Genomic DNA, 14338 nt, shown 5'->3' with positions numbered 1-14338 from the left:
AATAGCATGAAAAATATATATAGCAGCTTCTTACTGGCTTGCGTGTTGCCTATTGCGCTGGGCAGCTGCACAAAGCTTCACGAAAAAAACTTCACGGAAATCGTTTCTTCAGATTTTAATCCTACCGAAGGAGATCTGGGTGCACTGGTAGGATCCGCATACGCCAACTGGCGGCCTCTGTACGGACATGACAACGGTTTTTTTTCCGTGCAGGAAGAAACCTCCGATGAGTGGGTAGTGCCCGCCCGGCCCAACGGATGGGTTGATGGCGGTATATTCAAAAGGATGCATCAACATACCTGGACAGTAGATGATGAATATGCTGCTTTCAACTGGTCGAATGCCTATAATGGTGTTACCAATTGTAACAGGATCATTTACCAGATAGAAGCTGACATCATTCCTGTACAGGCAGGTAAAGAGGCGCTGATTGCAGAATTAAGGGCACTCAGGGCTTCCTATTATTATACGCTGATAGATAATTTCGGCAACATCCCCATCATCACAAAGTTTGATCTTCCTGAAGGATTTCTTCCCGAACAAAGCAACAGGAAGGAAGTGTATGCCTTCATCATAAAAGAATTAACGGAATCACTTCCATTGCTGAGTGAAGCAGCTGATAAATCTACTTATGGCCGTTTCAACAAATGGGCAGCACATGCCCTGCTGGCAAAAATGTACCTGAACGCCACCGTGTATGCAGGACAGGAAGAATGGGATAAATGCATTGCTTCCTGCGATGCCGTGATCCAGTCAGGCAATTATTTACTGGAAGACAACCGGAAAAATATATTTGTAACCAACAACGAAAATTCAAAGGAGATCATTTTTGCGATTCCGTATGATGAAATATATGCCGGCGGATTTTTTATACATATGCAATCCCTGCATACTTCCAGCTATCTGACCTATAATATGCAGGTAATGACATGGGGAGGCGGTGGTGCAGTGCCGCAGTTTATCAACACTTACGACCATGAAGATGCCCGTCTCAAAGATGACTGGATGCAGGGACAACAGTTTGCTGCTAACGGCGATCCGCTTGAATGCGTGTATGGTGCTTTTAAGGGCCAGCCACTGGTGTTGATCAACAGTGTACCCAGTATCGATTCAACAGCGGAATTTCATGCATTCAGGGCAGCGAAATACGAATATAAAATGGGAACCCTTTTTGATCTGAGCAATGATGTGCCACTTTTAAGATATGCTGATGTGTTGATGATGAAAGCAGAATGCCTGCTGAGAAAAGGTTTGTCTGGCGAAGCTGCTGAACTGGTTACAGACATCCGGAAAAGAAGCTTCAAAGATAATCCGGGCAAAGCCCAGGTAACCGGTGCGCAATTGTTGCAAGGGAGCAGCTACGTTTATGGCCGGTCAAAAAATGATGTAATAGCACCTGTTGAAGGTGGTAGTGATGTCAAGTACGGACGGTTCCTGGATGAACTGGGCTGGGAATTTGCCCAGGAAGCACGACGCCGGCAGGACATGGTTCGTTTTGGTGTGTTTACCGCCAAGTCATGGCTTTCCCACCAGCCAAACGGCAGTTACAGATCGCTTTTCCCCATTCCGCAACAGGAGTTAAACAAAAATATTAATCTGTCACAGAACACAGGCTATTAATTATGCAGCATATCCGATTTTTAAAACGTTTTATTCCCGGTCTTCTTTTTATGGTCGTCATCGCCTGTGGTGAGCGCCGGGAAAAACATTCATTTGAAGGCTGGTCTGTGGTAGGAGGAAATGCTTCCGGCAATAAATATTCGTCCCTGTCGCAGATAGATACCGCGAATGTACAGCAACTGAAAGTAGCCTGGACTTATCGCACAGGAGATGCAGATACGGCCGCCCATTCGCAGATCCAATGCAATCCCATCATCGTAAATGGCGTCTTATTCGGAACATCCCCGCAATTGAAGTTATTTGCCATCGATGCTGCAACAGGTCTGGAAAAATGGGCTTTCAGTCCTCTTCAACATGTCGAAGGCGACAAGAACGGGCATTTCAACCTTAACAATAACCGCGGTGTTGCCTATTGGACCGATGATAAAAAAGACGAAAGAATATTTTATGTCGCAGGCAGGTACATGTATGCCATTGATGCCAATACCGGGAAGCCTGTTGAAACGTTCGGAAAGGACGGGAAGATAGATCTTCATGACGGATTAGGCGCTGATGTGGACGACCTTTTTGTGACCCACACTTCGGCTCCTTCCGTTTACAAGGATCTGCTGATCACAGGTACCAGGGTGTCGGAAGCGATGGATGCCGCGCCGGGGCATATCCGCGCATACAATATCCGCACAGGCAAACAGCAATGGATATTCCATACCATTCCACAACCCGGTGAACCCGGTCATGAAACCTGGGAAGACCCAGACGCCTGGCAATTCACTGGTGGCGCCAATAACTGGATGGGCATGACCATAGATCACGAAAGAGGTATTGCCTACGCGCCAACAGGCTCAAATTCCATGGATTTCTACGGTGGCAAAAGAAGGGGTTCCAATCTCTATGCGGATTGTTTGCTGGCGCTTGATGCCAATACCGGAAAACGCCTCTGGCATTTTCAATACATTCATCACAATACCTGGGACTGGGACCCTTCCTCCTATCCTGTGCTACTAACGGTAAAGCATAATGGAAAAGAGGTGGACGCTGTAGCACAAACCACTAAAACGGGTTTTGTATTCATCTTCAACAGGGAAAACGGCGAGCCTTTGTTTCCGGTAGTGGAAACAAAGGTGGACACCGTGACCGCACTGACAGGTGAAAAAATGTGGCCCACCCAACCCATTCCTCAAAAGCCCGCACCTTTCGTAAGACAGTCCTTTACCGAAAAGGATATTAATCCATACCTGGATAAATCTTCCTATGAAGATGTACGCGACAGGTTAAGAACATATCACACAGGCAGGCTTTTTATTCCGCAATCAAAAGAAGGAACCGTCATATTTCCGGGGTTTGACGGAGGCGCTGAATGGGGTGGCCCTGCTGTGGACCCTGAAACCGGTATATTATATGTCAATGCCAATGAAATGCCGTGGATATTGAAAATGCTGGACGCAGAAAAGGACGTGGAAACCAGGGAAAATTTCGGGCAGGCAGGCCTACGGTTATACAAACAACATTGTATGTCGTGCCATGGTGGCGACCGCGCCGGCGCGGGAAATTATCCTTCCATACAGGAAGTGGGTAAAAAATATGACGCTTCAAAATTAATTGATTTTATAAACACGGGCAGAGGGATGATGCCAGCATTTCAGTATTTAAGCGATGATCAGAAAATGGCCATTGCCAGCTTTGTGCTGGATCTGAAAAAAGAACAGGAGAAAAACTACGAACAGCAATTAACGCCTGTAGAAAAATTCAGGAAGCTGCCTTACAATATTTCCGGTTACCATAAATTCCTGAGTAAAGAAAAAAAACCGGCCATAGCGCCGCCATGGGGCTCTTTAACAGCCATTGACATGAATACAGGAGAGCACGTATGGAAAAATGTATTGGGAGAAGATCCTGAACTTTCTGCTAAGGGTATTAAAGAAACAGGTACAGAAAACTATGGTGGACCTATTGTTACCAAAGGCGGATTGTTATTCATTGGCGCTACCAAAGACAAAAAATTCCGGGCATTCAATAAAACGACCGGAAAGCTGTTGTGGCAAACCGATCTGCCGGCTGCGGCTTTTGCAACGCCGTCTACCTATGAATCAGGTGGTAAGCAGTATATTGTTATTGCCTGCGGAGGTGGTAAACTAGGTACAGCATCAGGAGACTATTATGTTGCATTTGCATTACCCGATTAATCATTGTTAATAACCTCATCACCCCTTGCAAGCGGACAAATCATCACTCGTATGATTTGTCCGCTTGCTTTTATTCCCCACCCTTCATCAGCTTATTAATATTCTCCGTAACCATCTTTGTTGTTTTATTGATCTGTATGGTATCATTACCAGCCAGTTTTGTTATCATATCCATTAAGGCGCCCGGAGAAATAGCCGTGCGGTCAGGATTTTAGAGGTCACGCAAAAAAGATACATTCTGACAACTATTAGGTACTTATCGCATGAGTCAAATTACAAATTTTAGCTTCCTTTGAATACAGGTTAGCCATGTTAGCTGCTGATAAACGGCTTCCTCAAAACGGGAAACGAACGAGGAATCTGCTTATGCGGCTCTTCCATCTGCCCCAACAACTATTTCATCAATTACAGGTGTTATTTTTTCGCGTCATAAAAGATATACAAATGATCAGAAGTAATATTAAGATCAGCATACTTTCATTAATGGCGATTTTATATACCTCGTTTCTTTTAGCCCAAAATACGGTAGCGCAGCAACGGTTGGCACCAGCATATCCAATTATTTTACATGATCCATACTTCAGCATATGGTCTGCAAGTGACCTGTTAAATACTTCTACCACAAAACACTGGACCGGGGAAAAAAAATCGATGAGGGGCCTCGTTAAAGTGGACAACCAGATATACAATCTGCTGGGCAATGAAGAGGAAGAAAATGACCAAGTAATAAATGCACAACAAAAACAGGTTACCCTGAATGCCACTCAAACCATCTATGATTTCACCTGTGGTAGTATCGACGTCCGGATAACTTTTACATCGCCGCTATTGATGGACGACCTGGATCTTTTGTCAAGCCCGGTTTCTTATATTACTTATACCGCGAAGAGCAATGACGGGCTTCCTCACCGTTTCAAAATATACTTTGGCGCTTCCACAGATATAGCGGTAAATACGTCCGACCAAGAAATCATTGCACAAAAATATAAAGCGTCCGGGCTTAACATTTTAAAGGCAGGTACAGTTAACCAGCCTGTATTAAAAAAATCAGGAGATAATTTAAGGATAGACTGGGGATATATGTATGTCGCCGTTTCAGCTGTGGCAAACAGTAAACAATATATTACCGCTGCCGGACATCACCGTGATCCATTTATGACCAATGACAGTCCATCCACCTCTTCCACCCAAGGAAAGGGTTTGTTTCTAAACACAATCATTGATCTGGGCCTGGTGGGCAAGAAACCTCAGGAACGGGTGCTTATGCTTGGTTATGATGATGTTTATTCAATACAATATTTCCAAAACAACCTACGTCCCTGGTGGAACAGCAATGGAAGCAAGACTATAGAAAACCAATTGGCACGCAGTTCAGATAAATATCAAGAAACGATCAGGAAGTGTACTGTATTCAATAAAAAAATGTATGATGCCGCTATTAAAGCAGGTGGCAGACAATATGCAGATTTATGTGTGATAGCCTACCGGCAAAGTATTGCTGCACACAAACTGGTTAAAGATACACAAGGCGGATTACTGTTCTTATCGAAAGAAAACTTCAGTAACGGATCTATCAATACAGTTGATGTCACTTATCCCTCTGCACCTTTATTTTTGCTGTATAATCCCGATTTGTTAAAGGGTATGCTGAATGGCATTTTTCATTACAGCGAAAGTGGTAAATGGACCAAGCCCTTTCCTGCGCATGATCTGGGTACCTATCCATTAGCGAATGGACAAACCTACCCAGGAGATATGCCCGTAGAGGAAGCAGGTAATATGATTTTATTGACAGCGGCTATTGCCAAAGTGGAAGGCAATGCCGGCTATGCCCGGAAGCATTGGGCTTCTTTATCTACATGGGTAAAGTACCTGGAGAAAGATGGATTTGATCCTGCCAATCAATTATGTACAGATGACTTTGCAGGTCATTTGGCCCGTAATACAAATCTCTCCATGAAAGCCATTACGGGTATCGCAGCATATGCCCAGCTCGCAGGTATGCTGGGAGACAATGAAAAGGCGCAGAAATACAGGGATATAGCAATAGAAATGGCCGCGAAGTGGCAGGTTATGTGCGATGAGGGCGACCATTATGCACTGACGTTTGACAGGAACAACACATGGAGCCAGAAATATAACCTGGTTTGGGATAAGGTACTTCAGTTAAACCTATTTCCAAAAACTGTATACGACAAAGAGATCAGATACTATTTAACCAAACAAAATGAGTTCGGGTTGCCGCTGGATAGTCGTAAAACCTATACAAAAAGTGACTGGGTTTTATGGACTGCAACACTAGCTGACAATCAAAGTGACTTTGAGAAATTTATCATGCCCATTTATAAATATGCTACAGAAGGCTCTGTGCGGGTGCCGCTAAGCGATTTTCACGAAACCACTACAGGGAAAATGATCAGTATGCAAGCCCGTAGTGTTGTAGGTGGCTACTTCATGAAGATGTTGGAGCAGAAGATGTTGGGGAATGGAGATTGATTTATTACTGGTGCCGCAACAAAAATGTTACGTTCTGAATCATTTTTGATATACAGGGAATAGCACTATTACCGGGTTTAATTTTACTTTGTTAAAGAAAGGAAAGGCTGCTTTCAGTCCGCATAACAATGAATAAATTCAACCTTTATTAGCCAAATCAGCATTATTACCAATTTACTTCATTTCCTAGTTTATAGTGAAACGATTGTCAAAACAAAATAAAAGTAAGTTTCCGGCAACATGGACAACATCCTGATCACGGAGCAAAAGAGTAATGTCAAAAAAAATAACCGGTCATTCCCAAATACCGGACCTGAAAGTAAAAACAGTTCTCTAAAACAGCAATGCAGCTTAGGGCTGCTGGATTATTCAGCCAAGATCACTTCTTTGAATATTGTCCCGATTTACCCGGTTGCTTGCTAAACCACTTACAAACATAAAAAAGCACGTTAAAATGAGAAGAATCCCTGCTCTAAGCCAGCACCACCGTTTATTGGCTAGTTTGTTCATTTATTTTTTGATTTTCTGTCTTAATGCCAATGCATCACCATTGGGTATACCAATACAAGATGTTAACGGTAAGGTGGTAGATCAGTCAGGACAGCCAATTCCCGGGGCCTCAATAAAAATAAAAGGAAAAAAAGGAGGAGCTATAACCCATCCTGACGGCTCCTTTACACTTACTGCCGAAGCAAATGATGTATTAGAAATAACGGCTATCGGTTTTCAGCGGACAGAAGTGACGGTGGGTTCCAAAACTCCCCTGCAAATTACGCTGTCTGCTTCTATTGGTGCTATGAATGAGGTGGTGGTAGTTGGGTATGGTACGCAAAAGAAAGTAAATATTACCGGTGCCGTATCATCCATAAAAATGGAAAAGATTAATGATATCCCTGTTACTAATGTTTCCAATGCGCTGGCGGGAAGAGCGGCGGGTGTTACCGTGATTAATACTTCCGGGTTTGCGGGCGCTACTTCTTCCATCAGTGTCCGGGGAGCTTTTGGCGAACCGTTGTATGTAATCGATGGGATCTTAAAAGATAAGTCAACATTTGATGCAATGGATCCCAACGAAATTGATCAGATGAGCATCTTAAAAGATGCTGCTACAGCAGCTGTTTATGGCGCTCAGGCGGGTAATGGTGTGGTCGTAATAACCACAAAGAAAGGGATTATACAAAAACCTGTATTTTCTTTCCAGGTATCCAACACTGTGTCCACTCCTACACAAACCCTGCTGAGCAATATGACTAACGCGACCGATGAATTGACCTATCAGAACAGGGTGGCGCAATTCAATGCAGAACAGGCGCATACCCCATATACAGCGCCTAATAATTCTGAAGTTTTCGATTATTTCAAGAACAAGTCTTACAATGTTAGCGACTGGATATGGCGAAACCCTTCAAACCAGAAATATTTACTAAGTATAAGAGGAGGAAGTGATAAAATCTCCTACTATTCCATGCTGAGCTATACAAATGAAAAAGGCTCGTATGTCAATCTTGATTATGGTAAATTCAATCTCCGGTCCGATGTTACTGCTAAAATAAGCGATGCTGTTTCTTTAGATTTGAATATTGCTGCAGCTCAACAGAGCCATGATCGCTTTTACTGGCCATTTGAAGGCGATGACGATTATAACGTAGGTGATTTTTACCGTGTTACTTTTAACTGGCCTAAGCTATACCCTTTCTACCTTGAGAAGGATGGCACACCTGCTAACCACATCACGCCATACCCGGTACAAACACCTATGGGCAGTTGGCAGGCGTGGAATGTTATTGATCAGGTGGAGGGCGATAGATATATACATACACGCAGAAGGCAATTAAATTCCACTTTAACGCTCAATGTCAAATTAGATCAGTTTATTAAAGGATTGTCCGCAAAATTTGTGGGCAACTATGAAGCCAACGATTTCTATCGTAAATGGTTTCTTACTTTTCAAAAGAATTATGTTTTCATACCGGCAGACCCCTCTGGCAACCAATATATTCCCGGACCGCCAGACCCCAATCAAACCAATACTTTTACATTCGGGCAGAACCTGCCTATGCTGAGCTATAACATTGCAACCGGCTCCAAGTATCAATTGGATGGATATCTTAATTATGACCGGAAATTTGGCCAACATTCCGTAAATGCGATGGTTGTATTTGAACAGTCTGAAATCAGGGGTTACGGCAGTACTGCTACAGGATACTCCCCTGTTTCGAATATTGACCAGATGTTCTCCTACTCTTCCTCATCGGGAAACAGGTATGGTGACGCAAACGAGGCTCGGGAAGCTTACCAATCATTGATTGGAAGGGTTAATTATAATTTCGCTGATCGTTATATCGCTGATTTTTCATTTCGAGATGATGGCAATTATTCCTTTGCACCAGATAGTAGATGGGGATTTTTCCCCTCCGGGTCTTTGGCGTGGAGAGTTTCCCAGGAACCCTTTTTCAAAGATGCTGTAAGATGGGTAGATGAACTAAAATTACGCGCATCTTACGGATCCACAGGAAATATCGTAGATGTAAACAACGACAAAATCAGTCCGTTTTTGTATGGAACCAGCTATGGTAACAGCGGTGGATATATGCTTGGTAATACTTATTATACTGCGATCAGACCTGGGCAAACTCCAAACCCCAATATAACATGGGCTACCATACATGAGACAAATTTCGGGCTCGATTTTGCGATGCTGCAAAACCGCTTATCCGGTTCTGCTGACGTTTTTGTAAAAAAGATGGAAAATATTTTAGGCCCCCGTACAGTTACCTTACCTGCTTCTTACGGACAATCGCTCGCTCCCGAAAATTATGCAGCAAGATCTTTCCGTGGAACCGACCTATCCTTGCAATGGCAGGATAGGATAGGTAAGATTTCCTACTCGATATATGGCAATATAGGGTATGCTAAAGACAGGTGGGATATTCTGGACCAACTTGCCATATACAACCCAGGCGGGCAGCAAAGCTTTTATAATGCCATAGGGCAGCCGAGTAACAGATTATTTGGGTTTAAAGCTGATGGTATTATACGTACACAGGCAGAATTAGATGCACTAATAGCAAAAGGATATAATTACTATGGTAGACAGCCATACTTAGGGGCCATCCTTTATAAGGACATAAGAGGCCAGAACTTTAGTACTACTCCTGATGGAAAAATTGATGATAATGATATTGAACTGCTAAGCAATAATGGTAAGCCCCGTATTAATTTCGGAGTTGGTTTTAATGTAGGATGGAAAGGATTTTCCTTAGATATGTTGTTTCAGGGTGTAAGTGCTTATGATAAGATGATCAGCAATTTAGAGGGAGGGGGAATACGGCAATGGGGCGGAAATTTCCGTACCTATTATCCCATCTGGGCCGGCGATGTATGGACACCTGAGAACACCAATGCAAAATATCCGCGGCCTGTAGGGCAAAACTGGTTAGAATCGGGAACAGGCGCGTCTTCATTCTGGATGCGTAATGGAGCCTACTTAAGACTTAGAAATATAAATTTAACCTACAACCTGCCTGGCAAGTGGGTTGAAAGAATCGGGCTGTCAGGCACCCAGCTATTCTTTAACGGCACCAACCTCTTTACATTTTCAAAAATGAAAGAGTTTCAGGATCCGGAACAGCTTAATTACGATTCATACCCTGTCATGAAATCCTTCACGACAGGCATAAATGTAAAATTTTAAACCGGACTGAAATAAATCATTCACTATAGATACATGCTCATGAAAAAGCTATTTATAATTATTCTTATTGGATCACTGGGAAGTAGTTGCTCAAAAGTTTTAGACGTTCCCAATCTTAACGCCTACGACCCATCCCAGGTTTGGAACGATCCTAATCTTGCCAAAGCATATTTAGTTAATATTTATGCCAGTGCATTCGGGAACTGGAATGTGAGGGCAGATGTAAACAGCGACCAATTGTCAGGAATCGCATTTTCTCAGGATGCTGTAACTGTTACAAATGGAGGGCTGGGCAACTGGAACTATGGCCAGGCCCGGTTAATCAACCAGGCGCTGGCAGATATACCTGGTGGAGATCTTTCCAAGGATGTAAAAAATCAACTCCTGGGAGAAGCTTACTTTCTCAGGGCATATACCTATTTTGGAATGGTAAGAACTTATGGAGGGGTTCCTTACATAAAGATCCCTCAGGATAGATATAAAGACAGCTTGAATATTCCCCGTAATTCTACAAAAGACTGTTTCAATTTTATTATTCAGGATATTGACTCAGCTATAGCATTATTGCCGCAGCATATTTTGCCTTCTTCGGGAGATTGGGGGAAGATTGATGGGAATTTTTCACTTGCCTTTAAAGCTAAAGTACTATTGTACAAAGCTTCGCCACAATTCAATCCATCCAACCCATGGAACAATTCTTTCTGGAGTGATGCTTATACGGTAAATAAAAACGCATATGATAATCTGCAATCACAGGGATATAAATTAGTAGCTGATTATTCAAATATTATATTGTCAGAAAGAAATTCTGAAGTTGTTTTTTCTGTTATTAATCAATTCCCAAACAAAACATCTAATTGGGATTATGGAGCACGCCCCGGTTCGTTAAGCAGAGATCACGCCAGCACTTGTCCTACATGGGAGTTTGTGAAAAGTTTCCCCATGAAAGATGGTAAATTGTATAACGATCCTACCAGTGCTTATTACACTACCGATGCACAGTTCCTACAATCTTACTGGCTGAACAGGGAACCTCGGTTTAACAAATCAATTCTTTGGAATGCTGCAATTTTTCCTGTTGCCGGTACGCCTACAGGATACAGGCAATACACTTCACTTGGAATTGCCAATGCTTTAGACAACTATGGTATTAACCCCAATTCCGGTACAAAATCGCAAAACAACGACACATACACCGGTTTCTTTATCTTAAAAAATTGCGATCTAACACTTACACAGGCAGCTGTTCTTCAATATGATAAAGATTTTGTACTGATGCGTTTTGCAGAAGTGATGCTGAATTATGCAGAAACGGCCAATGAAACCGGACATCCTGCTGAAGCGATGGATATACTAAAACAAATACGGAAACGGGCAGGGATAGAACCAGGGGCAGATGGAAACTATGGAATTACAGCTACTACAAGAGAGCAACTAAGGGAAGCTATCATGAACGAAAATAATATCGAGTTCTGTTTTGAAGGACACCGGTTTAATGACCTTCGCCGCTGGAGAATGTTCAGTGTATTAAACAACAGCACCAAGCATGGTGTGGAGGCTATTGCAATAAATGCCGATGGCTCAGAAATGCCACTAACAAATGCTTCACAGCTTGGGGCAACTTATCAATTAACAGAATCAAATTTTAAATAGCATTCTACAGGCGCCTCAATCTGGGGTAAAGATTAATATAGTACCTGATAAATATTACTTTGCTCCTATTTCGCAAAGCATTATTTCCAATGCAAATAAGCTTGAGCAGAATATAGATTGGGGAGGAACATTTGACCCGACAATTCATTAATCGTGATGTTATTCATTGGATAAATTGTAATAGCTACTATCTGACAATACAGCGGATTGCGCATGGCCAGGTAGTAGCTATTATTATAGTTTATGGTGATGCTCCCACAAACTAATTAACCATCCCAAATACGATACAGTTAACATCGAAAACCAATGACTTCAACAATCCCATCCTTTTCCTGAAATCAGCAGAGCTCCCGCTGATTCCCACAACAAACAACTGGTTGGTCCGCCCATCAATTGCCCACTCAATATTCAGTGGAAACCAATATCCTTTGTTACGGGCAAATTTTTCTATCGCAATTACCCATCTGGCAATCATCAGCACCTGTTCATCTTCCAGGCAAAATCTGCATTGCATGATTTTATCTGTGGGGATAACAGCTGTTTCTTCATAAGGATTACTACCGTAGATCATCATTTTTCCTTTATCCCCCATTTTCTTCTCAATGATGGGAATACCGGGCTCTTGTAAGGTAGACCTAAGCACAACAAATTCATCTGCTGATACCTTCTTCTGCATCACCAATTGTCCAGGGCCATAAGATCCATTTATCACTACTGCCCCTGTAAACTTGCCTCCAGTATCCAGGGCACAGGCGAGGCCGGAAGCCGCCAGGCCGGGGCGAACCATTTTCCGGATACAAACAGACGTTCCTATATTGAAAAGCCGGTGCCCCATAGCATACCGGTAGCTTATCGCCTGATCAGTAAACTGGTCTGCAAAACATCTCTTTATTATATCTGTCAGCATTGCCGCGCCTCTGACATTTATGTATGCTTCCCGCTGAGAATCAAATAACAGATCAGAAACATCGTCTTCCACAACTGATGAATATATAGCAACATAAGTATCTGGAATATGGTATTGCTTAGATAAAGCATTATAGGAACTGATAATCTGCCTGTGCAGCTCTGCGGGAAATTTCGCGCCCAGGATTAATTGCCTGATTTTAGCCGATGCGCTATTCAATGACTTCTTATTATCGTACTCAATAGCACGTAAATACTTCCTTATTTGCGATTCGAGCTGATTCGAAGACAAAAAATGCTTATATGCCTGAGCCGTAATCACAAAACCATCGGAAATATTAATTCCCTGCTGACTTAAATCTTGTATCAATCCACCTAAAAGCCCACACCTGATTCCCTCTTCAACATCACCGGCGCCCAACATACTTAGTGGAACAATAAACTTATTGCTACTCATTTTCGATTGATTTTGATAATAATGATGATAAGTATTCCATTGGCAATCTGACTGACTGCCATGTAAAATGAGATTACTTGTAATTTTGTATTACTTTCCCGCTGTGGGGTAACTATCTGGTAAGGTTCACCAGGCGATGAACTTATATCTATTTTTAACTCTCTTATAAAAAGTCAGGATTCACAACTAATTAAAATAGTCATATATTTTTTTTAAAATACCGGGTATCTGAAAGCCGTTAATATCTTTTTTCCAAGAAATCATCCATCAATCTCTATTACATCTGGTTACTATAATGAAAGTGCATTTGTTTTGGGCTAACAAACAATAAATTGATTTATAACACAAAGGAACTTCAAATTTATAATTTGACTTATGCCATAAGTATCAAAAAAAAGTCAAAACGTATCATTTTTGTAGTCTGGCTACCTTGTAAAGATCAGAACCCGGAACCCGTTGTGCTTTTCTTTGAAGTCACGCTGATACTTTTTGATGCGCACAGCTGATCAGTATCGGGCATTCATCCGGATATCCGCCATGTTAACAATCATTCTCTTCCTCTTTATCGTTTCGCCGGGATTGTAAAAACTGTGTTGGCGAAACCTTGAATTGCCGCAGGAAGTTCCTTGCAAAGTTGCTTTGTGACTGGAAACCCACCTTCATAGCCACTTCATAAACTTTATACTCTTTTGTTACCAGCAACTCAGCAGCCTTTTCAAGGCGTACCTGGTTAATTAATTGTGCAGGGGTAAGTTTGGATACTTCCCTTATTCTCCGATATAAGGTCATCCGGCTCATATTAAGCTTTTCGGCAAGTATTTCAACTCCCAGGTTTTCATCTTCGATATACCTGTTAATAACATCACAGAGCTGTTCGAGAAATTTTTGACTGGCCTTTGAATAATCTTTGCTCTTAAGATGCAGTAATGGTGATCCTGCAAGATAATTCTGAACATTATCTCTGTTTGCCAGTAAACTGGCTGTTTGCGCGAGGAGATGCTCTTTTGAAAATGGTTTTTCTATATATGCATCTGCTTTCAGTTCTAACCCACTTATTTTGGATTGCATCGTACTCTTTGCGGTAAGTAATATAAGCGGGATATGGGAAGTTTTATCATTCAACTTAACGATCCTGCATAATTCAAAACCGTCCATTCCCGGCATCATTACATCACTGATGATCAACTGTACTACTTCATGTTCCAATATTTCCAACGCTTCTGATGCACTTACTGCCCGAAGCACACTATACCGGCTTTTAAACATACGTTCGAGGAAATCCAGTATTTCTTCCTCATCATCGACAAGCAGAATCAGTGGATGCATTAT

General features: G+C 42.2%; 7 protein-coding genes. 5 read left to right on the top strand and 2 right to left on the bottom strand.

Annotated elements, in window-relative coordinates:
* Positions 1-6 precede the first annotated feature (6 nt).
* From ABQ275_RS02365 to ABQ275_RS02345, 5 genes are all read left to right on the top strand, one after another.
* On the top strand, positions 7-1620 hold the full coding sequence (locus ABQ275_RS02365; protein WP_349316666.1) for a RagB/SusD family nutrient uptake outer membrane protein: 1614 nt from the start codon (positions 7-9) through the stop codon (positions 1618-1620).
* A gap of 2 nt (positions 1621-1622) precedes the next feature.
* Complete coding sequence (locus ABQ275_RS02360; RefSeq protein WP_349316665.1) at positions 1623-3803, top strand: pyrroloquinoline quinone-dependent dehydrogenase; 2181 nt, start codon at positions 1623-1625, stop codon at positions 3801-3803.
* A gap of 444 nt (positions 3804-4247) precedes the next feature.
* Positions 4248-6299: a glutaminase domain-containing protein gene (locus tag ABQ275_RS02355; RefSeq protein WP_349316664.1), complete on the top strand. Its 2052-nt coding sequence runs from the start codon at positions 4248-4250 to the stop codon at positions 6297-6299.
* A gap of 454 nt (positions 6300-6753) precedes the next feature.
* Positions 6754-9993 (top strand): TonB-dependent receptor, encoded by a 3240-nt coding sequence (locus tag ABQ275_RS02350; protein ID WP_349316663.1) that lies wholly within the window; start codon positions 6754-6756, stop codon positions 9991-9993.
* 39 nt (positions 9994-10032) lie between these two features.
* Entirely contained in the window at positions 10033-11646 is a 1614-nt protein-coding gene (locus ABQ275_RS02345; RefSeq protein WP_349316662.1) for a RagB/SusD family nutrient uptake outer membrane protein, read from the top strand.
* A 262-nt stretch (positions 11647-11908) separates the two neighbouring features.
* On the opposite strand, the gene ABQ275_RS02340 is transcribed toward ABQ275_RS02345, so the two are convergent.
* Entirely contained in the window at positions 11909-13009 is a 1101-nt protein-coding gene (locus ABQ275_RS02340) for a PEP/pyruvate-binding domain-containing protein (protein ID WP_349316661.1), read from the bottom strand.
* Between the two features lie 540 nt (positions 13010-13549).
* Complete coding sequence (locus tag ABQ275_RS02335) at positions 13550-14335, bottom strand: response regulator (RefSeq protein WP_349316660.1); 786 nt, start codon at positions 14333-14335, stop codon at positions 13550-13552.
* Between the last annotated feature and the right edge of the window lie 3 nt (positions 14336-14338).

The sequence above is a fragment of the Chitinophaga sp. MM2321 genome, from assembly GCF_964033635.1.
GTDB lineage: Bacteria > Bacteroidota > Bacteroidia > Chitinophagales > Chitinophagaceae > Chitinophaga.
Note: the sequence above shows the minus strand (reverse complement) of the source record. Positions and strands in the feature narration are given on the sequence as shown.